We start from the raw sequence: 23,237 nt of genomic DNA, 5'->3' as shown, positions 1-23,237 counted from the left end.
CCCCGGGGCCTGCTGGCCCCGGGTGGGGAAGGCCGTCGACTCCTCGCGATATCGAGCAATGTTGACGGACGCCAAATATTCGACATACCTTGCTCTCGTCTCCCCCGCTGCTCCCTGATTGAGGTGCCGCCCCATGGAGCTCTCCCCTTCCGCGCATGCCGATTCCTTCTGTCGTGACGGGCTGCCGCCCTTCCCCCTCTGGCCCGAAATCCACTTCGACCTCCCCGAGCTGGCCCATCCGGACCGGCTCAACTGCGCCCGGCGTCTGCTCGACGACGCCGTCGAGAGCCGGGGCCCGGACCGCCCCGCCCTGCTCACCCCGACCGAACGCTGGACCTACGGCGAGCTGCAGCGCCGGGCCAACCAGGTCGCCCAGGTGCTCACCGAGGACCTCGGCCTGGTCCCGGGCAACCGCGTCCTTCTGCGCGGCCCCAACAACCCCTGGCTCGTGGCCGCCTGGTTCGGCGTCCTGAAGGCCGGCGGGGTCGCCGTCACCACCATGCCGCTGTTGCGGGCCGCCGAACTCGCCGAGCTCCACGAGATCAGCCGGCCATCGGTCGCGATCTGCGATCACCGCTACACCGGTGAACTCGACGCGGCCGACCTCCTCGGCCTGCCGGTCCTCGCCTACGGCGGCTCCGGCCCCGAAGACCTGACCGAGCGGTGCGCGGCCAAGGACGGCCGCTTCGCCACCGTCGCCACGGCCGCCGACGACGTGGCGCTGATCGCCTTCACCTCCGGCACGACGGGCCGCCCCAAGGCGACCCTGCACTTCCACCGCGACGTCCTCGCCAATGCCGAGACGTTCTCCCGGCACATCCTGGAACCCCGCCCGGACGACGTCTTCACGGGCACGCCGCCCCTCGCCTTCACCTTCGGGCTCGGCGGACTCGTGGTCTTCCCCCTCTACGTGGGGGCCGCGACCCTGCTGATCGAGCAGGCGGGCCCACGGGAGCTGGCGGACCTCGTCGCGGACCACGGGGTGACCGTGCTCTTCACCGCGCCCACGGCCTACCGCGCGATCATGGCGGCCGGGGCGGCGGACCGGCTGGCCGGGCTGCGACGCTGCGTGTCGGCGGGTGAGCCGCTGCCCGCGTCGGTGTGGCACGAGTTCCACGAGGCCACCGGGCTGCGCATCATCGACGGCATCGGCGCCACCGAGATGCTGCACGTCTTCATCTCGGCGGCGGACGAGGACATCAGGCCCGGCTCCACCGGCCGCCCGGTCCCCGGCTACCGCGCCGCCGTCGTCGACGAGAACGGCGATCCCGTCCCCGACGGGCAGCCCGGCCTCCTCGCGGTGACGGGCCCCACCGGCTGCCGCTACCTCGCGGACCCGCGCCAGGCCTCGTACGTACGGAACGGCTGGAACATCACCGGCGACACCTATGTCCGCGACGCGGAGGGCTACTTCTGGTACGTCGCCCGCAGCGACGACATGATCGTCTCCTCCGGCTACAACATCGCGGGCCCCGAGGTCGAAAAGGCGCTCGCCGCCCATCCGTACGTCGAGGAGTGCGGTGTCGTCGGAGCCCCGGACGAACGGCGCGGCATGGTCGTCACGGCGTACGTCGTCCTGCGCTCCGGCGTCCCGTCGGGCGAGGACACGGTCCGCGAGCTGCAGACCCACGTCAAGCAGACCATCGCCCCGTACAAGTACCCGCGGGCCGTGGAGTTCGTGACCGAACTCCCGCGCACCGGTACCGGGAAGCTCCAGCGCGCCGAACTGCGCAGTCGGGCCCGGTCCGCCGCCGACCGGACCGAGCCGCCCGCCCCGGAGGTGCCCGTGCCGGAGCCGCCCGCCCCGGAGGTGCCCGTGCCGCGACTGCCCAGCGTGGTCGTCGAGCGCCGCGTCGAATGGACCGACACCGATGCCGCCGGCCACTACCACCACTCCACCGTCGTGCGCTGGGTCGAGGCGGCCGAGGCCGTCCTGCTGCGCCGCCTGGGCCTGGCCCACCTGTTCGGCAGCACGCCGCGGGTCCACTTCGAAGCGGACTACCGCGCGCGGCTCTGGTTCGGGGACGCGGTGCGCACCGACCTGAGGGTCACGAAGGTCGGCGACAGCTCGCTCCACTACGCGTTCACGGTCTACGGCGAGCAGGGGGTGGAGGCGGCCGCCGGAACCATGGTCGTCGCCCACTCCGCCGCCCGTGCGACCGGCACGACCCCCTGGCCCGCCGACGTACGGGCCGCGCTCACCGGCGCCGGCCCGCAGCGGGCCGAGCTCCTCATCGCTTCGGAACCACTGGGAGGCACGCCGTGCGCGTGGCAGTCATAGGAGGAGGACCCGGCGGGCTGTACTTCGCGGCCCTGGCCAAGCAGCTCTCCCCGCACTGGGAGGTCATCGTCTGGGAGCGCAACGCCCCCGACGACACCTTCGGCTTCGGTGTCGTCTTCTCCGACGAGACCCTCGACGGCATCGCGCAGGCCGACCGCGAGACCTTCGACGCCATGTCCGCGGAGTTCGCCCGCTGGACCGACATCGACATCCGCTACCGGGACCGGACGCTCACCTCGGGCGGCCACGGATTCGCCGCCCTCGGCCGGCGGCACCTGCTGCGGATCCTCCAGCAGCGCTGCGCCGCCCTCGCGGTGGACGTCCGCTACCGCACCCAGGCACCGCCGGCCGCCGAACTCGCCGCCGAGTACGACCTGGTGGTGGCCTGCGACGGGGTGCGGTCGGCCACCCGCGCCGCCTACGCCGACACCTTCGGCCCCGACCTCGACGAACGCGCCGGCCGCTACATGTGGCTCGGCACCGACAAGGTCTTCGAGGCCTTCACCTTCATCGTCGACGAGCAGGACTTCGGCACGCTCCAGGTGCACGCCTACCCGTACGACGCCACCCGCTCCACCTTCATCGTGGAGATGGCCGAGGACGCCTGGCGGCGCGCGGGCTTCGAGGAGTTCGCCGGGCGCGACCACCCGCCCGGCACCAGCGACGTGGACAGCATCCGGCGCTGCGAGGAGCTCCTCGCCGACCATCTCGACGGCCACCGGCTGATCCCCAACAACTCCAAGTGGCTGCGCTTCACCACGGTGCGCAACCGCACCTGGCGCCACGGCAATGTCGTCCTCCTCGGGGACGCCGCCCACACCGCGCACTTCTCCATCGGCTCCGGCACCAAACTCGCCATGGAGGACGCCCTCGCCCTGGCCGCCTGCCTGCACGAACACCCGGACGTACCGACGGCGCTCGCCGCCTACGAGGAGGAGCGCAAGCCGGTGGTGGAGTCCACCCAGCGCGCGGCCCAGGCCAGCCTCGAGTGGTTCGAGAACATCGGCCGGTACACGGGCCAGGAGCCGCACCAGTTCGCCTTCAACCTCCTGACCCGCAGCCGTCGCGTGACCTACGACAACCTGCGCGAACGCGACGCGGGCTTCACCGAGGCCGTCAACACGGCGTCCCGCGAGCCCTCTTCCCCGGACGTACCGCCGATGTTCCGGCCCTTCCGGCTCGGCGGGCTGCTGCTGCGCAACCGGGTCGTCGTACCGCCCACCGCGCTGGACACCGCGCACGAGGGAGTCCCGGGCGACTTCGACCTCGTCCACCTCAGCACCCAGGCGCTCGGCGGCTCCGGCCTGGTGCTCGCCGGGATGACCGCCGTCAGCGCCGACGGCCGCAGCGGCCCCGGCTGCCCCGGACTGTGGACGGACGAACAGGAAGCCGCCTGGCGGCGCGTCACCGACTTCGTCCACGGCCAGTCCGACACCTGCCTCGGCATCCAGCTCACGCACGCCGGCCGCCGCGCGGGCACCGGCGACGGGCCGCCGATCGCCGCCTCGGGCCTGGCCTGGGACGAACACAGCCGGGTCCCGCGCGAGGTCACCCGCGCCGATATGGACGTACTCGTACGGGACTTCGCGGCCGCCGCCCGGCGCGCGGACCGGGCCGGGTTCGACGTCCTGGAACTCCAGTACGGGCACGGCCACCTGCTCTCCGGCTTCCTGTCGCCGCTGACCAACCTCCGTACCGACGGCTACGGCGGCGGCCTGGCCGGGCGGCTGCGCCTGCCCCTCGAAGTGCTGCGCGCCGTACGGGCGGTGTGGCCCTTCGGCAAGGCACTGCTCGTGCGGATCTCCGCCGCGGACTGGGCCGAGGGCGGCCTCGGCGAGGCCGACGCCGTGGCGATCGCCCGCGCGCTCGCCGAGGCGGGCGCCGACGCCATCGACGTCTCCACCGGTGAGGTCGTCGCCCACGAGCGGCCCCGCTACGGCCGCAGCTACCAGACCCCGTACGCCGACCTCATCCGCAACGCCACCGGGGTCCCGACCATCGCCGTCGGCGCGATCTCCACGTACGACGACGTGAACTCGATCATCCTGGCCGGCCGGGCCGACCTCTGCGGTGTCGGCCGCGCCCAGCTCCACGATCCCCTGTGGACCCTGCACGCCGCGGCGGCCCAGGGCTACCAGGGTCCCGCGGCGCCCTGGGCGCGCTCCTGGGCGGCGGGCCGCAACCGGCCGCCGGCCGCCCGCACCGACCGGGTACCTCCCCGGCTCGAACTCCTGCGGCAGCTCGCCCCGCCCGTCCGTCGGCGCTGGCTGCCGCGCGTACCCGCACCCGCCCACCGATAGGGAGGCCCTCATGGACAACCTGCGCCGCTTCACGGCCGCGGCCGTCCAGGCTGCACCCGTCTACCTCGACCCCGCCGCCACCGTCGACAAGGCCGTCGCCCTGATCGCCGAGGCGGCGGGCAACGGCGCCGAACTCGTCGTGTTCCCCGAGGTGTTCGTCCCCGGATACCCGTACTGGAACTGGACCATGAACCCGGTCCAGGGTTCGCCCTGGTTCGAGCGGCTCCAGCGGGCCTCGGTCGAGGTGCCCGGCCCCCACGTCGACACCCTGCGCGCCGCCGCCCGGCAGCACGGCGTCACCGTCGTCATCGGGGTCAACGAGCGGGTCCCGTACAGCCTCGGCGTCCTGTACAACACCCTGCTCACCATCGCCCCCGACGGCGAACTCCTCGGCGTGCACCGCAAACTGGTGCCCACCTGGGCGGAGAAGCTCACCTGGACCGGCGGGGACGGCAGCTCGCTGCGGGTCCACTCCACCCCCGTCGGGCCGCTCGGCGTACTGGCCTGCGGCGAGAACACCAACACCCTGGCCCGCTTCGCCCTCCTCGCCCAGGGCGAACTGATCCACGCCTCCTGCTACATCGCCCTGCCCGTGGCCCCCGCGGACTACGACATGGCGGACGCCATCGCCGTCCGAACCGCCGCCCACAGTTTCGAGGGCAAGGTCTTCTCCGTCGTCGCCTGCTCCACCGTCTCCCCGGAGATCGTCGACGCCCTCGCCGGGGACGACGAGGAACTCCGCAAGCAGTTCACCCGCCCGCGCAGCGCCCTGTCCGGCATCTTCGGCCCCGACGGCCGCCCCGTCTCGGATCCGCTCGTCGACGACGAGGGCATCGTCTACGGCGAGATCGACCTCGCCCGCTGCATCCAGCCCAAGCAGATGCACGACATCGTCGGCCACTACAACCGCTTCGACGTCTTCCGCCTCGAAGTCGACAACCGCCCGCGCCCGCCGGTGACGTTCACCGTGCCCCCGGCCCCGGCCCCGGCCCCGCCCACCACCGCCACCACCACCTCCGAGGAGGACGCATGACCACGGAACAGGACGACACCGCGCTCGGCCGCGCCCGGGTGTCCGACACCCCCGAACTCACCGCGTACTACGAAGAGCTCGGCGCCCTCGACGCCGGCGCCCTGTGGACCGTGGCCAACGACATCGAGCCCTGGTACCCCCAGCCCAAGTCCGTTCCGGTGCTGTGGCGTTACGCGGACCTGCGCCCGCTCGTCCACAAGGCCCTCGGGCTCGTCAAGGCCGACGACGCCGGCCGCCGCGTGGTCATGCTCGTCAACCCCGGCCGCCGGGACGTCAGCGCCGCCGCGGGACTCCTCTACACGGGCCTGCAGATCATGGGCCCCGGCGAGGCCATGACCGCACACCGCCACCAGGCCGCCGCCCTGCGCTTCGTCCACGAGGGCACCGGGGCCTGGACGATCGTCGACGGCCAGAAACTGAAGGTCGGCCCCCGGGACTTCGCCATCACCCCGAACGGCACCTGGCACGAACACGGCAACGATGCCGACGACGCGCCCGTCATCTGGCAGGACGGACTCGACATCCCGCTGGTCAACGCCCTGGACGCCGGCTTCTACGAGGTGCACCCCGAGCTCCACCAGACCCCGGGAAAGGTCGTCAACTCCTCCGTGCTGACCTACGCGGCCCATCTTCTGCCCTACGGCTCGGAGAAGTGGACGAGGCCGTACTCGCCGCTGCTCGCCTACCCGTGGGAGCCCACCTACGAGGCACTGCTGGGCCTGGCCGAGGCGACCGAGGGCTCCCCGTACGACGGGGTCATCGCCGAGTACACCAACCCGGTCACCGGCGGCCCCGTCATGCCCACCATGGGCGCCCACATGCAGCTGCTGCGCCCGGGCCAGGCCACGAAGGCCCACCGGCACACCGGATCGGTCGTCTACACGGCGGCCAAGGGGCGCGGGGTCTCGGTGATCGCGGGCCGGCGTTTCGAGTGGCAGCAGGGGGACATCTTCTGCGTCCCCTCCTGGGCCTGGCACGAGCACCACAACCTGGACCCGTCCGAGGACGCCTGCCTCTTCTCCTTCAACGACTTCCCCGTCATGCGCTCGCTGGGCTTCCACCGGGAAGAGGCGTACGCCGACAACGACGGCCACCAGCCGGCCACCGCCTGACCCACGAGGCCCCCGACGACCCGAAGACCCGAGGAACCGCCATGCGACTGCTGACCTTCACCACCGCGACCACGACCACCGCGACCACCGCGACCACGACCACCGACGCCCCGGAACGCCTGGGCGTCGAGGCCGACGGCCAGGTCTTCGACCTCGCCGCCCTGGCCCACCACGCGGGCGTCCACCTCCCGCACGACCTGCTCTCCTTCATCCAGGCCGGACCCGCCGCACGGCAGACCGCCCGGCAGCTGCTCGACGGCGCCGCCTGCGGCCACCCGGCAGGCGCGGTCCACCGGATCGAAGACGTCACCCTGCGCGCCCCGCACCGCCCCGGCAAGATCATCGGGGTCGGCCTCAACTACGTCGAGCACGTGGAGGAGTCCAGCCGCAGCCTGGACACCGACCGGGACCTGCCCCCGCGCCCCGTCCTGTTCTCCAAGCCCGCCACCGCCGTCACCGGCCCGGGCCAGCCCATCCTGCACAACGCCGACCTCACGACCCAGCTCGACTGGGAGTGCGAACTGGCCGTCGTCATCGGCCGCACCGCCTACCGGGTGAGCGAGGAGGAGGCCTACGACCACATCTTCGGCTTCAGCATCGTCAACGACATCAGCGCCCGCGACCAGCGCCGCTCCGGTCAGTGGTTCTTCTCCAAGGGCCAGGACTCCTACGCCCCCTTCGGCCCGGTCGTCGTGACGGCGGACGCGATCCGGGACCCCATGGCCCTCGACCTCTCGCTGCGCGTCAACGGCGTCACCAAGCAGAAGTCGAACACCCGGCACATGCTCTTCCCCATCGCCCGCCTCATCGCCGACATCAGCTCCGGGGTGACCCTGGAGCCCGGTGACGTCATCGCGACGGGCTCCCCGTCCGGCGTCGGCGCCGGCATGGTCCCGCCGCAGTACCTCGTACCCGGTGACACCGTGGAGGCCACCGTCGAGCTGATCGGCACCCTGACCAACCCCGTCGTCGACGCCCGCTGAGGAGCAACCGACCGTGTCGTCCCGCACCCGTATCCACCGCATCGGCCAGATCGTGCCGAGCTCCAACGTCACCATGGAGACCGAGGTCCCCGCGATCCTGCGGGCCCGCCGCGGCCTCGTACCCGACGAGGACTTCACCTTCCACTCCAGCCGGATGCGCATGACCCATGTGACGCCGGAGCAGCTCAAGGCCATGGACGCCGACTCCGACCGGTGCGCCGTGGAACTCTCCGACGCCCGCGTCGACGTCCTCGGGTACGCCTGCCTCGTCGCCATCATGAGCATGGGCCTCGGCTACCACCGCACCGCCCAGGAGCGGCTGCACCTGCGTACCGTGGAGAACGGCGCCCCGGCGCCCGTGGTCACCAGCGCCGGCGCCCTGGTCCACGGACTGCACACGATCGGCGCCCGGAAGATCGTGCTGCTCGCCCCGTACATGCGCCCGCTCACCCGTACCGTCGTCGACTACCTCGGCCACGAGGGCATCGAGGTCCTGGACCACCAGGCCCTGGAGATCCCGGACAACCTCGACGTCGCCGCCCACGACCCGGCCCGGCTGCCCGGACTCGCCCGGGCGCTGGAGTACGCCGACGCGGACGCGGTCGTGCTCTCCGCGTGCGTGCAGATGCCGTCCTTGGGAGCCATCGAGGAGGCCGAACAGCTCCTGGGCAAGCCGGTCGTGTCCGCGGCCGTCTGCACCGCCCACCAGATGCTGCGCTCCCTGGACCTGGAGGCGGTGGCCCCGGGGGCAGGGCACCTGCTCTCCGGCGCGTACGCGCGCTCGCCGCTGCCCGCGTAGTCCGAAGGGGGCCCCGATATGATCGCGACCGCGTACAACGGAAGGCGATCATGTCGGACAGCCCCCTTCGGCCCAGCTCGTTGATCAACACGGTCTACGGGGCGTTCCTGCGCCGCCTCGGCGGCTGGATCTCCATCGCGGACCTGATCACGCTGATGGGAGAACTGGACGTCGACGGCCCGGCGGTACGCTCGGCGATCTCCCGCCTCAAGAAGCGCGGAGTCCTCGAACCGGAGCGCCGGGGCGCCACCGGGTACCGCCTCAGCCCGGCCGCCCACCCCGTCTTCGACGAGGGCGACCGCCGGATCTTCGCCAGCCTCGAACCCGCCGACCTGGCCGACGGCTGGGCCATGGCGGTCTTCTCCGTACCGGAGTCCGAGCGCTCCCACCGCTACCAGCTGCGCACCCGGCTGACCTGGCTCGGCTTCGGCAACATCGCCCCCGGGGTGTGGCTGGCGCCCGGACGGCTGCTCGACGACGCGCGCGGCATGCTCGAACGCCTCGGACTCAGTGACTACGTCCACCTGTTCGCCGCCGCCGAGTACGCCGCCTTCAGCGACCTGCCCGAGACGGTGAGCTCGTGGTGGGACTTCCCCGCGATCCAGAAGCAGTACGCGGCCTTCACCGACGCCTACGCGCCCGTGGCCCAGGCGCTGCTGAGCGCCGGTGCGCAGCCGGACCCCGCGCGGGCGTTCCGCCACTACGTGCCGCTGCTCACCCAGTGGCGCCGCCTTCCGTACCTCGACCCCGGCCTGCCGACCGAACTCCTGCCGGCGGACTGGAACGCGGTGGCGGCCCGCCAGGTCTTCCAGCAGCTCCACACGGTCCTGCTGGAACCGAGCCTGCGCCATGTCCAGGACGTGACGGGCCTGCCGGCCGCTTAGCCGCAATGCCGTTGTTTCATGGCGGTTGGATCGCGAGCCCGCAGCGGCGGCAGGGTGACCTTCGGGATCGACGGGTCCTTCGGGTCGAACGGCGTCGGCTTCCGGTCCATCGTCGGGACGTGAGCCGGTGTCGGCGGCGGGTTGGGCCCCGGTTGGGGTTCTGCGGAATCTCCGAGGCGCGCGGCGCGGCCGTCGCCCTGCCGCCGGACCTCACGCCCGCCATCCGACCGTCCCCGCCACGTTCCTGTGTTCGACGCGGGGATCGTGGCTCAGCGCGCCGCGCCCGATCGCGGCAGGATGACCGTGACCCCGCGCCCCGGGGCCGTGCCCATCGCGGCGAGCGCCGCCGGGGCCGCGTCGAGCGGGATCGTCGAGGTGACCAGCAGGTCCGGGCGGAGCACTCCGGCCCGGACCAGCTCCAGCATCGGCGGGTAGGCGTGCGCCGCCATCTCGTGACTGCCGAGGATCTCCAGCTCCCATCCGATCACCCGGTCCATCGGCAGGGCCGCCGCCCCGGCCACCCCCGGCAGCAGCCCGACCTGCACGTGCCGGCCCCGTCGGCGCAACCCGCCCACCGAGGCCACGGCCGTCGCGGGCGAGCCCAGGGCGTCGAGGGAGAGATGCGCGCCCCCGCCGGTCAGCTCCCGCACGGCCTGCGCCGTGTCCACGCCCGCGGCCACGCAGTGCGCGGCGCCGAACCGACGCGCCAGCTCCAGCGCTTCGGGCGCCGTGTCCACCGCCACCACCCGCGCCCCGGCCGCCGCCGCGATCATCACCGCCGAGAGCCCCACCCCGCCGCAGCCGTGCACGGCGACCCACTCGCCCGCCGCCACCCGTCCGCGCGCGACCACCGCGCGGAAGGCCGTCGCGAACCGGCAGCCGAGCCCCGCCGCCGTCGCGTACGACAACTCCCCGGGCACGGCCACCAGGTTCACGTCGGCCCCGATGCGCCGGGCCGTGGGCGGCGCGACACCCCAGTCGCGCTAGCCGGGCCCGCCGGCGGCCCGTCGCAGGGCCAGGGCCGCCAGGGCCTCGGGGGCGCCCGACTGGCCGCGGATACCGGGGAAGGCGTTCACGTCCACGATCAGCGGTGTGCCGCCGCCGGCGTCGATGATGTCCACGCCGTAGACGTCCAGCGCGAACGCCGCGCCGACGGCCCGGACCAGACCGGCCCACCCGGCGGGCAGTTCGTGGGCGGCCAGCGGCAGGCTGGGGCCCCGCCCGCCGGGCGAGAGCTCGGAACGGCGCAGGGCCGCGAAGACCTGGTCCCCGATCACCCACAGCTTGTGGTCCCAGCCGCTGTTGGGCGCGAACTCCTGCACCACCACCGGCTCCTGCGGCCAGGCCGCCGCCAACTCCCGCAGCCGCGCCGGGTCGTCCACCCGGGCCACCAGGTCACCCCGGCGGCTGTACCGGCTCTTGACCACCACGGGGGAGGAGAGCGCGGTGTCCGAGGCGGCCCATGCGGAGAGGGCGCCGACGGTGCGGGTGGCGGCGAACGGCAGTCCGGCCCGCAGGGCGAGTTCCGCCATCGCCGTACGGTCCTGGCACAGTGCGGTCGCCGCCGCGGTGTTGACGACGGGGACGCCCCGCCGCTCCAGGTCCCGCGCCAGGTCCAGTGCCCGCCCGGTACGCGACTTCAGCAGGTACACGTCGGCAGGCGGCGTGCCGGCCAAGGCCGCGGCGGGGTCCGTCCCGGCCGGGTCGAGCGCATCGACGACGTGCTCCTTCGCCAGCAGCGCGGACGTCGCCGCAAGCAGCGGATGCTCCGGTTCCGGCGTGATCAGTCCGATCCTCACGCGCCGTCCCCCGCCCGGGCGGACATCTGCGCCGGTATCGAGACGGGCAGCGCGTAGGGGGGCGCCGGCGCCGCGGGCGGAGGCGCGGAGCCGCCCGTGCGCGCCAGCTCCAGCACCGCCCGGGCCACCCGCGCCGCCGCGTCGGGCACCTGACGGAAGCTCGGGAAGTCGTTCACGTCGACGACCACGGGCCCGTCGGGACCCAGCAGTACGTCCACCCCGTACAGGTCGAGCCCGTACACCGCTCCCACCTGTTCGGCGATCGCCGCGACCTCCGCCGACAGCGGCACGCGGCGCTCGCGCACCGACGGGTCCGGGTTCAGCGGGGAGCATCGCTCGGTGGCGAACAGTTCCCCGCCGACCCCGTACACCTTGATGTCGGTGCCCGAGTTGGGCACGTACGGCTGGGCGATGAGCAGGCCCTCGCCCGCGAGGACGGGGAGCAGCGACTCCAGCCGCTCCGGTGAGGACACCAGGTGCACGGCCCGCCCGGAACTCCCGTCGGCCGGCTTGACGACGAGGGGGTACTCCGCCTCCGGTATCTCCCTCAGCAGCTCGGGGCATGCCGCCGCGTACGTCGGGGGCAGCGGAAGGCCCAGGGCGCGGCCGATGGCGGCGGCCAGCGCCTTGTCCCGTACGCCCCGGATCGACCGGGCGTCGTTGACGGTGGTCATCCCGGTCGCCGCCGCGGCTTCGAGCAGGGTCAGCCCCGGGCCGCCGGAGACCGTCTTGAGCACCCAGGCGTCGTGCGCGCCCGCCCGCACCGCCTCCGTCATGCGCAGCAGCGAGCCCCCCGGCCGCACCACGTCGACCTGGTGCCCCCACGCGCTGAGCTGCCCGATCACCTCGTTCGGCATGCCGTCGTGGCGGTAGTGCTCCTCCACCAGGAAGCAGAGCCTCATGGACCTTCCCCATATTCCCCGGACGTCCGCCGATCCCGTCCGGCGAGTTGTGACGTCACAGGATGTCATGGACCGCAATGTGATGATCGTCCTGCGTCGGAAGCCGGTCGCCCCGGTCCGCCGGGACGCACGGGCGATATTCGAATATACGGGCGGCACCGCCGCCTGTTAGGTTCAGCGCGTGCCGAAGCTGAATCAGATCATCGCAGTGGAAAAGGGCGTCAAGTCCAAGTCCCTCCAGGAGCTTTCGCAGGCTCACCACGACGTCCAGAAGCCCGCCCTGCTGGCCGGCATCTCGCGGACCTACCAGCCCAAGGACGAGGAGGGCGAGCAGCTGCCGCCCGAGTCCACGCGGGTCCAGGTCAAGGCGGAGGACGTGCTGCGGGCCACGGCCGGCACCCTGACGCGGCTGTTCGACGTGACGGCGACCAAGGACTGGGCGAACCGCACCGCGGCAGCCGACGTCGTCGTGGACGGCACCGTCCTGCTGGCGCAGGTGCCCGTGCCCTACCTGCTCTTCCTGGAGAAGCAGCTCACGGACATGCACACCTTCGTCCGGAAGCTGCCGGTACTGGACGCGTCCGAGTCCTGGAACCTGGACCCCTCCACGGACTCCTGGAAGACGGACCCGGTGCGCACGATCCGCACCAAGAAGGTGCCGCGCAACCACGTCAAGGCCGAGGCGACCGAGAAGCACCCGGCGCAGGTCGAGGTCTACTACGAGGACGTCCCGGTCGGTTACTGGACGACGGTGAAGTTCTCCGGCGCGCTCCCGGCCCGGCGGGTGAACGAGCTGCTCGACCGCGTGGAGAAGCTCCAGCAGGCCGTCAAGTTCGCCCGCGAGGAGGCCAACAGCGCCGAGGTCACCGACCAGCGGGTCGGGGACGCGGTGTTCGGCTACCTGTTCAGGTAGCCCCGAGATCGCCCCCCGCGAGCGCGGGGGGTGCGCGAGAGCGCAAGCTGAAACTGATGTTGAAGCTGAACAGGGGTGTCAGTTGGGGGTTCGAATCCCTCCCCCGGCATTGCGAGCCGGGGTGGCCCAAGCTGGTAGAGGCGGCCCCTTAATCTCAGATTCTTGCTCCAGTCTCAGTATTCGCCGCCGAACACCGGATCGACCGAGCGCGGACGATCATCGATGGATGGGGGTTCAAGTCCCCTCTGCGCCTCTCCTCGTGGCGCGGTAGTTCAAAGGCAGAACACGTCGATCTAAGAATGATCCGCGACTCTTAAACGCCGCCGGTGTGCGCAATTGGGTGGCAAACAGGAGCCCGGGAGCTGGATATGCTCCCGGGCTCCGTCACGCCGTCAGGCGCGCCGCGGTCCGCTGCGGTCCGCGCCGCGCTCCGGTCAGACCGGTACGGACACGAACGCCCTGCCCGCCTCGTTCTCGACCATGATCGCCTTGACGTCCGCCGGGGCGACGGCCGCCGAGCCGTCCAGGGACGCGCCCTTGCCCTCGCCGTTCTCCGCGCTGCCCACGACCCAGCTGCCGGCGGTGGAGCGCGTACCGTCCTTGGCGACGACGACCAGCCGGCACCGCTCGCCCGGTGGCAGCCCGGTGACCGCGGCGTGCACCCGTACCCACTTCATGGCGGGAGTCATCCGTACGGTCATCCGCGTGCCCGTGGCCGGATCGGTCGCCGAGAGGTTCTTGGTCCCGGGGCCTTGCGAGGGGTCCGCCGACGCCGTCACGGAAGGCTGCGGAGGCAGGGCCACCACATCCGGATCTCCCGCCCCCATCTGCGTACCGGCCCAGAACACGGCGGCCAGTGAGGCCGCCGCGGCCAGCCCGGCGATTCCCAGGCCGCGCCGGCGCGCGCGGTCGCGCTCGCCGCGCATCTCCCGCAGCGTGCGCTGGAGCAACAGGTCCCCGCCCTGCGGCGGTCCGTCGAAGAACGCCTCGTCGGGCACCTCACCCAGTGCCGCTTCCATCTCGCGCAACGCGGCCACCTCCTCCCGGCACTGCACGCATCCGCTCATGTGTTCCTCGACCCGGCGGAGCTCCTCCGCGTCCAGGACGCCGAGCACGTACGGACCGAGCAGTTCCTCCTTGTGCCGCTGCCGGTTCATGCCACCACCTCACGCAGTCCGGCGGGCTGCTGGGGCGGCCTGCCCGCTCGTCTGCCATCGCCGTTGTCCTTGATGCCGCTGTCCCGGAAGACGTCGCGCAGCGCCTTGAGCGCGTAGTGCGAACGAGACTTGACCGTCCCCGCCGGGATACCGAGGCTGTCCGCGGCCTCCGCGACGCTGAGTTGCCGGTAGTACAACTCCTTCAGGACGTCCCGGTGTTCCGGAGAGAGCTGGTCGAGAGCCCCGAGGACCGTCATCGTGTCCACCACGGAGTCGGCGTGGTCCGCCTCCACCGGGGGAGCGGCCGAAGCCCCGGAGACCTCCGGCGGCCGGGCCGCCTTGGCCCGGTACCGGTCCGTGATGATGTTGCGGGCCACCGTCAGCAGCCAGCCGCGCACCGAGCCCTTTCCATTGACCAGGACCTCGGAGTGCCGCCAGGCCCGGATGAGCGTCTCCTGGACGACATCCTCGGCGGCGGCCCGGTCCCCGGTCAGCCGGGTGGCGTACGCGAGCAGGGCGTGGCCGTGCTCCTCGTACACCGACTTGATCAGTGCCTCATCGGTCGAGCCCCGCCGAGTGCGGGGCCACAGTGGTCCGGCCATCTCACCCTCTCCGTCTTCCTCGCTTACGTGATGCGGTCGGAACACGCTGCCCGGGCCCCTGCGGTTCATGTGGCGTGCGTCACTCGGGTGCGTCACTCGGGTGCGACGCTCCTGTGGCGCCGCTCCCGTGGGCCGGTCACATCCGGCAGGTACGGCCCGAGTTGAGGCAGTCGACGACGGCGCCCATCTGCGGGTCGGTCATCGCGTTCACGAACATCGCGTGGTCCGTCTTCGGGCTGTGCCGCTGCTCGGGGAAGGAGTCGAGCGCGACGGGCACCCCCGCGGGGACCTCGTAGGCCAGGGAGATCCGGAGCTCGGGCACGGGGAAGGTGTCCTGCGGGCATACGCCCTTCGCCGAGGGGAACCGCAGGTGCGAGCGGTGTCCGGCGCTGATGGTGTCGAGGCCGTTCCAGCAGCTCGGGAAGGTGAGGGTGCGGGTGACGCGCTCTCCCGCGGGGCAGCGCGGATAGCGGGTGGTGGGCCGGTCGGGGGAGCCGGAACAGCCCCAGCGGGCCCGGACGTCGGCGTCGCTGTCCGCCGTGTACGCGACGGCGTCGCCGGTGATCGCCCGCAGGAACCGGGGCATCGCCACCACTTTGCTCACGGGACTGCCGCGGAATTCCACCCGTACCGAGGCCTCCGGCAGGATCTCGCCGGTGTTGCCGTGGCTGGCCGAGCTCTCGTGCGGACGCGTGCCCGGCCGGTCCGGACGGCGCAGGACCGGCCAGTAGTACGTCGACCGGTCGCCGCCCGGGCAACTGGTGGCGGCCGCGTCCAGGGAGGCGTCGGTCGACATCGCGTCCGTGGAGAGGTTCCCCACGTACGCGTGCGTGTGGTGGGCGCCCGCCCGCAGCCCGGGCGAGACCACCAGGTTGTCCTCGTTGTAGTGGCCCTGCTCGTTTCGGCCGCATTGCACGACCACCGAGCCGGCCGAGGCGTCGGGGCCCGCGGCGGCCGCCGGGCCGGGGGTGCGCGGAACCTCCGATATGTCCACGTAGTCGGAAGGGGCCGGACCGGCCGTCGTCATCCCCGCGTGGGGTCCGGCCGCTCGCGAGGCCCCGAGCACGGCGGCGGTGAGCCCGCTGCCCAGGACCAGGCAGATGACGAGAGCGAGAAGTCGGCGTTCGTTCCCCATGGCGGTCACCGTCGCCCGTGGCGAGAGCGTCGTCAACCTTGCATCCGCAGGGCGGGCACCAAGCGCAATGATTCGCCCTGGATGGCGATTTATGTGCACAAGATCCGCCTTCCCGGGAGACCGGGCGGCCCCGGCCGGAGGGCCGTCCCGGGCGAACCGGCCGAACCGGCGGGGGATTTGTCCGTGCGGCCGCTTGCCGGTCCGCGCGGCGGCCGCGCACAGTACGGCGTATGACATCCGCCATGACACCCGTCGAGCTGCTGCACGCCCTCGCCCGCACCCGCGCCTCGCTCGACGGCGAGGAGGTGACCTTCTGGTGGTCCGGCGACGTCCACTCCTGGGCCCCCGGCGAGCCCTACCAGCGCCTCTTCGGCTTCGAAGGGCTCAATGTCGCCCGGCTCGTCCCGGACGAGGAGAGCGGCGGCTACCAGCTGCTGTCCAGGGAAGCCGCCTTCTACCTCGACCCCCGGACCCGGGAGATCCTGGAGAGCTGGGGCGGCAAGCCGGTGGTGCACGTCTGGAACGATCCGGCGAACCAGAAGTGGCGGCCCTTCCCGGTCCCCATGACGGAGCTGGGCGACCAGATCTGCTTCAGCCTGGAGATCCCGCTGGCCTATCCCTCGCCGCTGCCGGTCGAGGAATACCCGGACAATTCGGCCGACGACACCTATCGGGCGCTGGAGCTCTTCCAGTTCTTCGCGCCCGCCACCGTCCTCACCACCGAGGAGCCGAGCGTCCCCTCGACGATGTCCTGGACCCGGATGTCCCCGTGGCTGCCCTGGATGGAACAGGGCGCTCGCCCCGGCGGCCTCACCTTCCACTGCCGCGGCCGCAAGCTCGGCTCCTACGCGGAGGTCCCCGAGCGGACCCGCGACTACATCGCCGCCCGGCATCCCGAGTTCGCCCACGCCCCGGACAAGTGGACCGAGCCGAACGAAACGAGCTGGACGTACTTCCGCAAGCTCTTCCCGCCCCGCCGGGAGGCGGCAGGGGAATGACGCGGGACCGGCCGCCGGGGGGAGCCCGGCGCCCGCCGAGGGACCCGCGGGGGAGGGGCAGGGCGCGGACAAGGGTTTTCCCCGTATCCAGTTCATCCCCGTGTTGCCTACTGTCTGCCCACCGGCGATCTTCCTGACCCAGCGGTCGACACGCCAACCCCACATGGCATGATGCCGTTCAACCAGGGGGAATCGCCGGTACCGCCGTTGCCCTGCCCCGCCGTCGAGGCCGGGGCAACGTGGCGCGCGGCGGCCGGGACGAGTTTGACCAGCTCGCTCCCGGCCCCGCAGCCGCCAGTCACCTCCCACACTGCACCGACCGGCCGCTCCGGCCTGCCCGGAATCGGCCCGCGAAGGGAACACCGTGCACGCATCCAGACGTAGGCTCATATCCGTGGTGGCGATCTCCGTCACGCTGCTCGCCGGCTCCGCCACCACCTCCATGGCGCTGGCCACCTCGGACCCCGCCGCCGCTCCGGCCGCCACCGCGTCCGCCGCTCCGGTCGAGAACCTCATCGTCGGATACAAGGCCTCCGCCTCCGAGGCCAGTTCCAACACCGCGGCCGCGGACGACGCCGCCGCCAAGGGCAAGAAGGCCGGCAAGAAGGCCAAGTTCGACCGCCGCCTCGGCACCGGTGCCGCCCTGGTCAGCCTCGGCTCTCCCGCCGACGCCGCCAAGGTGATGGACCAGTTCCGAGCCGACCCGGACGTCGCCTACGTCGAGCCGGACTCCCGCGCCTACGCGCTGGCCACCCCGAACGACACCGAGTACGCCAAGCAGTGGGACCTCTTCGAGCCCACCGCCGGCATGAACGTCCCGGCCGCCTGGGACAAGACCACCGGCTCCGGCGTCACCGTCGCCGTGATCGACACCGGCTACGTCGCCCACTCGGACGTCGCCCCGAACATCGTCGCGGGCTACGACTTCATCAGCAACGCCACCGCCGCCCGTGACGGCAACGGCCGCGACAACAACCCCGCCGACCAGGGTGACTGGAGCGCCGCCGGCGAGTGCGGCACCGGCTCCACCGCCAGCAACTCCTCCTGGCACGGCACCCACGTCGCGGGCACCATCGCCGCGGCCACCAACAACGCCAAGGGCGTCGCGGGCATCGCGTACAACGCGAAGATCCAGCCCGTCCGCGTGCTCGGCAAGTGCGGTGGCGCCACCTCGGACATCGTCGACGCCATCACCTGGGCGTCCGGCGGCACCGTCGCGGGCGTCCCGGCGAACGCCACCCCCGCCAAGGTCATCAACATGAGCCTCGGTGGCTCGGGTGCCTGCACCGCCACCTACCAGAACGCCATCAACGCCGCCGTCGGCCGCGGCACGACCGTCGTCGTGGCCGCCGGCAACAGCAACGCCGACGCGGCAGGCTTCTCGCCCGCCAGCTGCAACAACGTGATCAACGTGGCCGCCACCAACCGCACCGGCGACCGCTCCTTCTACTCCAACTACGGCGCGATCATCGACGTCGCCGCCCCGGGCGGTGAGACCCGACGCGCCACGGACACCCCCGGCACCGTCACCACCCCCGAGAACGGCATCCTCTCCAGCCTCAACGCCGGCACCACCACCCCCGGCGCCGAGATCTACAAGCCCTACCAGGGCACCAGCATGGCCGCCCCGCACATCGCGGGGCTCGCCGCGCTCCTCGTCGCCGCCAAGCCCTCGCTGACCCCGGCGCAGGTCGAGTCGGCCATCAAGGCCAACGCCCGCCCGCTGGCCGGCATCTGCACCGGTGGCTGCGGCACCGGCCTCGCCGACGCGGCCGCGACCGTCGCCGCCGTGACCTCCGGGCCCGCCCCCACGTACGAGAACACCACCGACGTGGCGATCCCGGACAACGGCGGAGCCGTCTCCTCCTCCATCACCGTCTCGGGCCGCGCCGGCAACGCCCCGGCCGCGCTCAAGGTGTACGTCGACGTCAAGCACAGCTACCGCGGTGACGTCGTGATCGACCTGGTCGGTCCCGGCGGTGCGGTCGTCCAGCGCCTGAAGAACTCCTCGTCGAGCGACAGCGCCGCGAACGTCTCCGACACCTACACGGTCAACGCCTCGGCGCTGCCCGCCAACGGCACCTGGCAGCTGCGCGTCCAGGACGTGTACTCCGCCGACACCGGTTACATCGACTCCTGGGGCCTCGGCTTCTGATCCGGTTCTCCACCCGGCCTGACGGGCCGAAAGTACGGACCAAGTGAACCAGCGGGCCTGCCGATACACCTCGTATCGGCAGGCCCGCCGGCTTTTCCAGCCGCCTGACTGATTTCTGCGTCACAATCCGTGTTCACCCGGCATCCGACCTCGTATTGTCGCGTCACAGGGAAGGCACAGGGGCTGGGGACCGAGAGGCTGGTGGCTGTGCGTGGTGGCGGCGACGGGGCACGCTGACACAAGTGTCGGACAGGGCGAACTGGTCAAAGCGGTCGACCGCGCGCTCACCGCGCACGGCCGGGCGCTGCTCACCGGTCCGGCCGGCGCGGGCAAGACCGAGGTCGTACGCGCCGTCGCGGCGGCCGCCGAATCGCGCCGCGAGACCGTGCTGCGCCTCGCACCCGAGGCCGCCGACCAATGGATCCCCGAAGCCTCCGCCGCGGCCCTCCTGGCCACCGTCCCCGCCGCCGCCCTGGAACGCCTCTCCGGCCCCCAGCGCACCGCGATCGCCCTCCTGCGCCGCGAGGCGGACGCCCCCCGCGACGGCCGCGACCACGTCGCCCTGCGCCTCGCCGTCGTCGAGGTGCTCCGGACGCTCGCCGCCCGCCACCCCGTCCTGCTCGTCCTCGACAACGCCCAGTGGCTCGACGCCGAGAGCACCGACCTGCTCCGCTTCGCCCTGCGCCTCACCCCGCCGCGCGTCCGGGTCCTCGTCGCCGAATGTGTCCAGGGCGGCACGTCCGTCGGCGAACCCCTCTGCGGCGCCGGTACACCCGCGATCCGGGTACCACCGCTCGGCGCCGACGAGATCGCCGAACTCCTCGTCCGCCACGGCCTCCCCGCCCGCCTCGCCGGACGCATCCACCAGGCCAGCGGAGGCAACCCCCGCCTCGCCCTGGCCCTCGGGCACTCCCTCGCCGAGGCCGCCGGATCCCGCGACACCGGCGCCCACCACGCCGACACCCTGCCCGTCTCCGGCCAGGCCCGCGAGGTGGCCCGCCGCCTGCTCGCCGAGGCCCCCGCCCAGGCCCGCCGCACCCTGCTGCTCGCCGCCCTCGCCGCCCGCCCGACCACCGCCCTGCTGCGCCGGGCCGGGCGCCCCGACGCGGAGGCCGAGCTGGCCGAGGCGGAACGGGCCGCGCTGGTCAGGGTCGGGGAGGACGGGACCGTCGAGTTCACCGCCGGCGCCCTGCCCACCGCGCTCGCCGCGGACGCGGGCTGGCCCGAGCGCGCCGCCGGGCACGCCGCGCTGGCCGCCGCCGTCGACGACCCCGTCCAGGCCGTACGCCACCGCGCGTTGGCCGTGGACACCCCCGACCAGTGGCTCGCCTCGGAGATCACCGGGGCCGCCGCGGTCTGCAGGCGCCGCGGCCAGCGGGCCCTCGCCGCCGAACTCGGCCTGCTCGCCGCCGAACGTACGCCCTCCCACCTGGCCGGGGAACAGCTCGTCCGCCTCGTCACCGCCGCCGAGGACGCCGGCTGGGCCGGCCGCGCCGACCTCGCGCGCCGCGCCACCCGCGCCGTCCTGGCCCGCGACGCCTCACCCGCCGACCGGGTCCGTGCCCGGCTCGCCGTCATCGACGCCGCCGGCCAGGCACTCGGAGCCCTCGACGAGACCTTCGCGTGCGCCATGGACGACGCCGCCGGGGACCCCTCGCTCCAGGCCGCCGTCCAGCTGCGGATCGCCACGAAGCACAACCTCAGCGACGGCGACCCCGTCCGCTCGCGCGACGCCGCGGCCCGGGCCGGGGCCCTCGCCGCGCTCGGCGGCGACCAGGTGGCCGAGGCCATGGCACTGACCGTACGGGCCCGCATGGGCCGCATCCTCGGGGACCCGGGCGCCGAGGCGATCCTCGCCGAGGCGCTCGCCCTGCCCGCCCCCGAAGTGCCGCTCGGCATGCGCAACGCGCCCCAGTACCTCGCCGTACGGCACGCCCTGTTCGACGACCGCCTCGACGACGCCCGCCGCCAGCTGATGGCCCTGCTGCCCGCCGTCCAGCGCACCGGATCCGCCGAGGACGTCTTCGAGGTCCTGCGCAGCCTCACCGAGGTCGAACTGCGCAGCGGCCGGTGCGCGGCCGCCTCCGCCCGCGCCCGCCAGGCGCTGGAGCTGACGATCGAGGCGGGCCTTTCGCCCGGCCCCGCCTGGTACGTCTCCGCGATGGCCGAGGCCACCGGCGGGAGCTTCGCACGCGCCGCCAGCTACGCCCGGCGCGGCATCCAGGCCTCGCAGGAGGAGCACGACCAGGTCTTCCTCTCCCGGAACCTGCACGCGCTCGGCCTCGTCGAACTGGCCACGGGAGAGGCGGCGAAGGCCGTCGCCACCCTGCGCCGGGTCGCCGAACTCGAAGCCGCGCAGAAGGTGGTGGACCCCTCGATCCTGCGCTGGCACGGGGAGCTCGCCGAGGCCCTGGTCGCCGCCGACGCGACCGAGGAGGCCACCCGGCTGATCGACTCCGTCCGTCCCGTCGCCCGCGGCCTCGGCCGCACCGGGGTCGTCGCCGCGATGGACCGGGCCCGGGGCCTGTGCCTGTCCGCACAGGGCGAGGCCGACGGCGCCGTGCAGTTGCTGGAGGCGACGGCGCAGCGGTTCGCGACCCTGCGGCTGCCGTTGGAGCGGGGCCGTACGCTGCTCGCGCTCGCCCGCGTGGAACGCCGCCGCCGGCGCCGCGCACCCGCGCGCGCCGCACTCCAGGCCGCGGCCCAGGTGTTCCAGCAGGCCGGGGCGGCCCCGTGGACTGAACTCTCCAGGGAGCCGGCTCCGGGCGAGGGGGGCGGTGCCAAGACGGCGGCGGTCGCTGCCCTGACGGAGGCCGAGACCCGCCTCGCGCTGCTCGTCAGCCAGGGGGCCAGCAACCAGGAGGCCGCGGCGAAGCTGTTCCTCAGCGTGAAGACCGTGGAGGCACGGCTGACCCGTATCTACCAGAAGCTCGACGTACGCTCCCGGGCCCAGCTCGCCACCGCGCTGGCCACCGCACTGCGCTCCTCCCGCTGAAAACGACGCAGCGCCGGCGTGGTCTGCCACGCCGGCGCTCGGTCAGCGGATCAGCTGCCCGCGGAGAGGTTGCCGGAGAGCACCGGGATGTTGCTGAGGATGTGCGAGGCAGACTCGTCGCCCTTGGCCTGGGTGGAGTTCTCGGCGCACTGCTGGTTCTGCGGGTTGGACAGCACGTTGATGTCCTGGACGCCGACGTTGGCGAGCACCGCGAACAGGGACTGGGCGTTGACCTTGGCCGGCAGGCCGATGCAGAGCTTGTTCAGGGAGCCCTGGACAGCGCTGAGCTGCGGGCTCATCTTGCCCTCGGTCTCCTGGTTGCCGTAGATCTGCGCGGAGCCGTTGCCGTTGACGGTGTTGACGCCGTTGTCGTTGCCGATGGCCATCGCCGGGGTGGCTACTGCGGCGCCCGCTCCCAGCACGGAGGCGGTGACCGCGGCGGTGGCCATGAACTTCTTGAACATGTGGGGGATCCTTCTGTCGCACTGTCGCATGAGATAGCCGCCCTCGGCGGGCGAGCTGATCAACTGCTGTAGGCGCTCCTGGTTATCCCCACTCACCCGAGTGGCCCAATGTCACGGAGCGGCCCGGTCCCGCCGCCCGTGACGGCGAGACTGAGCTCCTCGTGTCCGAGGGTCAGCCGGTCTTGCGGCGGACCTTCTTGTTCTTGCCGCCGGGACCGCTGCTCGCACCCTGGACCTTCGCGCGACTCTGATGCGCCTGCTGGGACTGGGCATTCGCGGCGTTGCGCTCCAGCGCCTCCCGGAACTTGCGCTTGGCCGCCTCGGCCGGGGATTCGTCCTGCGGGGTGTCTGTCTCGTCTGCCATGTGTCCTCCTGGGGTGATCAAGCGGTTTCAGTCTGTCAGCTGGCGTGACCGCTGACCAGCGAGTTCCGTTTGACGAGCTCCTCGGGCAGGTGCGGGGAGACCAGCGTTGCCGAGGTCGCCGACCTCGTCGTGCCCGCCGGAGATCTCCGGGTCGGTCAGGACGCAGGCGGCGAGCAGCTCCCGCTCCCCGGTCCGGCCGACATCAGGCGCCGAAGCAGCGGACCAGTGCCGGAGCGGCGCACGCGGTGGCAGCCTTCCCGGGTCCAAGGATCTCTTGGAGAGGCCATAAGTTGTGATTATGGGGTCATAAGCCGATGCCGGGTGCTGGGTAAGGATTGCCTTAGTTTAAGGTTCCCTTTGA

The 23,237-nt window shown here is 72.7% G+C and carries 18 protein-coding genes and 2 pseudogenes; 12 read left to right on the top strand and 8 right to left on the bottom strand.

The features are described from left to right. Positions 1–133 precede the first annotated feature (133 nt). The 8 genes and pseudogenes from OG429_RS05385 to OG429_RS05350 form a co-directional block, all read left to right on the top strand. Positions 134–1,753, top strand: a pseudogene (locus OG429_RS05385) (AMP-binding protein); the annotation flags it as partial. A 27-nt stretch (positions 1,754–1,780) separates the two neighbouring features. Continuing rightward, the gene (locus tag OG429_RS05380) at positions 1,781–2,281 is read left to right on the top strand and encodes an acyl-CoA thioesterase (protein ID WP_328930162.1); all 501 of its coding nucleotides are present in this window, start codon (positions 1,781–1,783) and stop codon (positions 2,279–2,281) included. Next, the gene (locus tag OG429_RS05375) at positions 2,263–4,581 is read left to right on the top strand and encodes an oxidoreductase (RefSeq protein ID WP_328924127.1); all 2,319 of its coding nucleotides are present in this window, start codon (positions 2,263–2,265) and stop codon (positions 4,579–4,581) included. Before OG429_RS05380 ends, OG429_RS05375 begins: the two co-directional genes overlap by 19 nt. Positions 4,582–4,591: 10 nt before the next feature. After that, on the top strand, positions 4,592–5,614 hold the full coding sequence (locus OG429_RS05370) for a carbon-nitrogen hydrolase family protein (RefSeq protein WP_328924126.1): 1,023 nt from the start codon (positions 4,592–4,594) through the stop codon (positions 5,612–5,614). Further along, on the top strand, positions 5,611–6,726 hold the full coding sequence (locus OG429_RS05365; RefSeq protein ID WP_328924125.1) for a cupin domain-containing protein: 1,116 nt from the start codon (positions 5,611–5,613) through the stop codon (positions 6,724–6,726). Before OG429_RS05370 ends, OG429_RS05365 begins: the two co-directional genes overlap by 4 nt. A 41-nt stretch (positions 6,727–6,767) precedes the next feature. Continuing rightward, on the top strand, positions 6,768–7,709 hold the full coding sequence (locus tag OG429_RS05360) for a fumarylacetoacetate hydrolase family protein (protein ID WP_328924124.1): 942 nt from the start codon (positions 6,768–6,770) through the stop codon (positions 7,707–7,709). 73 nt (positions 7,710–7,782) lie between these two features. Next, on the top strand, positions 7,783–8,508 hold the full coding sequence (locus OG429_RS05355) for a maleate cis-trans isomerase family protein (RefSeq protein WP_328930161.1): 726 nt from the start codon (positions 7,783–7,785) through the stop codon (positions 8,506–8,508). Between the two features lie 50 nt (positions 8,509–8,558). Continuing rightward, positions 8,559–9,392 (top strand): PaaX family transcriptional regulator, encoded by an 834-nt coding sequence (locus OG429_RS05350; RefSeq protein ID WP_328924123.1) that lies wholly within the window; start codon positions 8,559–8,561, stop codon positions 9,390–9,392. 269 nt (positions 9,393–9,661) lie between these two features. Here OG429_RS05350 and OG429_RS05345 read toward each other — a convergent pair. The 3 genes and pseudogenes from OG429_RS05345 to OG429_RS05335 form a co-directional block, all read right to left on the bottom strand. Next, a pseudogene (locus tag OG429_RS05345) lies at positions 9,662–10,336 on the bottom strand (zinc-binding dehydrogenase); the annotation flags it as partial. A 39-nt stretch (positions 10,337–10,375) separates the two neighbouring features. Next, the gene (locus OG429_RS05340; protein ID WP_328924122.1) at positions 10,376–11,191 is read right to left on the bottom strand and encodes an ATP-grasp domain-containing protein; all 816 of its coding nucleotides are present in this window, start codon (positions 11,189–11,191) and stop codon (positions 10,376–10,378) included. Continuing rightward, on the bottom strand, positions 11,188–12,093 hold the full coding sequence (locus tag OG429_RS05335; protein WP_328924121.1) for an ATP-grasp domain-containing protein: 906 nt from the start codon (positions 12,091–12,093) through the stop codon (positions 11,188–11,190). Before OG429_RS05335 ends, OG429_RS05340 begins: the two co-directional genes overlap by 4 nt. 181 nt (positions 12,094–12,274) lie before the next feature. On the opposite strand from OG429_RS05335, the gene OG429_RS05330 reads away from it, so the two are divergent. Then, positions 12,275–13,006, top strand: a complete 732-nt coding sequence (locus OG429_RS05330; RefSeq protein ID WP_328924120.1) for a DUF7873 family protein — start codon at positions 12,275–12,277, stop codon at positions 13,004–13,006. Between the two features lie 434 nt (positions 13,007–13,440). Here OG429_RS05330 and OG429_RS05325 read toward each other — a convergent pair whose 3' ends face one another. The 3 genes from OG429_RS05325 to OG429_RS05315 all read right to left on the bottom strand — a co-directional run bounded on the left by OG429_RS05325 (position 13,441) and on the right by OG429_RS05315 (position 15,900). Next, on the bottom strand, positions 13,441–14,163 hold the full coding sequence (locus OG429_RS05325; RefSeq protein WP_328924119.1) for an anti-sigma factor family protein: 723 nt from the start codon (positions 14,161–14,163) through the stop codon (positions 13,441–13,443). Further along, a complete protein-coding gene (locus OG429_RS05320) occupies positions 14,160–14,765 on the bottom strand; it encodes a sigma-70 family RNA polymerase sigma factor (protein WP_328924118.1) in 606 nt (201 codons plus the stop codon). Before OG429_RS05320 ends, OG429_RS05325 begins: the two co-directional genes overlap by 4 nt. Before the next feature lie 136 nt (positions 14,766–14,901). Further along, complete coding sequence (locus OG429_RS05315; RefSeq protein WP_328924117.1) at positions 14,902–15,900, bottom strand: DUF1996 domain-containing protein; 999 nt, start codon at positions 15,898–15,900, stop codon at positions 14,902–14,904. Positions 15,901–16,142: 242 nt separating this feature from the next. Between OG429_RS05315 and OG429_RS05310 the strand changes: the two genes are divergently transcribed. The 3 genes from OG429_RS05310 to OG429_RS05300 all read left to right on the top strand — a co-directional run bounded on the left by OG429_RS05310 (position 16,143) and on the right by OG429_RS05300 (position 22,048). Beyond that, positions 16,143–16,898, top strand: a complete 756-nt coding sequence (locus OG429_RS05310; RefSeq protein WP_328930160.1) for a DUF1838 family protein — start codon at positions 16,143–16,145, stop codon at positions 16,896–16,898. 442 nt (positions 16,899–17,340) lie between these two features. Then, the gene (locus OG429_RS05305) at positions 17,341–19,053 is read left to right on the top strand and encodes a S8 family serine peptidase (protein ID WP_328930159.1); all 1,713 of its coding nucleotides are present in this window, start codon (positions 17,341–17,343) and stop codon (positions 19,051–19,053) included. Positions 19,054–19,264: 211 nt separating this feature from the next. Continuing rightward, on the top strand, positions 19,265–22,048 hold the full coding sequence (locus tag OG429_RS05300) for a helix-turn-helix transcriptional regulator (RefSeq protein WP_328924116.1): 2,784 nt from the start codon (positions 19,265–19,267) through the stop codon (positions 22,046–22,048). 50 nt (positions 22,049–22,098) lie between these two features. Here the strand turns inward: OG429_RS05300 and OG429_RS05295 are convergent, their stop codons facing one another. Then, the gene (locus tag OG429_RS05295) at positions 22,099–22,512 is read right to left on the bottom strand and encodes a rodlin (RefSeq protein WP_328924115.1); all 414 of its coding nucleotides are present in this window, start codon (positions 22,510–22,512) and stop codon (positions 22,099–22,101) included. 172 nt (positions 22,513–22,684) lie between these two features. Then, complete coding sequence (locus OG429_RS05290; protein ID WP_266600505.1) at positions 22,685–22,876, bottom strand: DUF5302 domain-containing protein; 192 nt, start codon at positions 22,874–22,876, stop codon at positions 22,685–22,687. Positions 22,877–23,237: the final 361 nt, after the last annotated feature.

The organism is Streptomyces sp. NBC_00190, from assembly GCF_036203305.1.
Taxonomy (GTDB): Bacteria; Actinomycetota; Actinomycetes; order Streptomycetales; family Streptomycetaceae; genus Streptomyces.
This window is presented reverse-complemented; position numbering and strand designations above follow the sequence as displayed.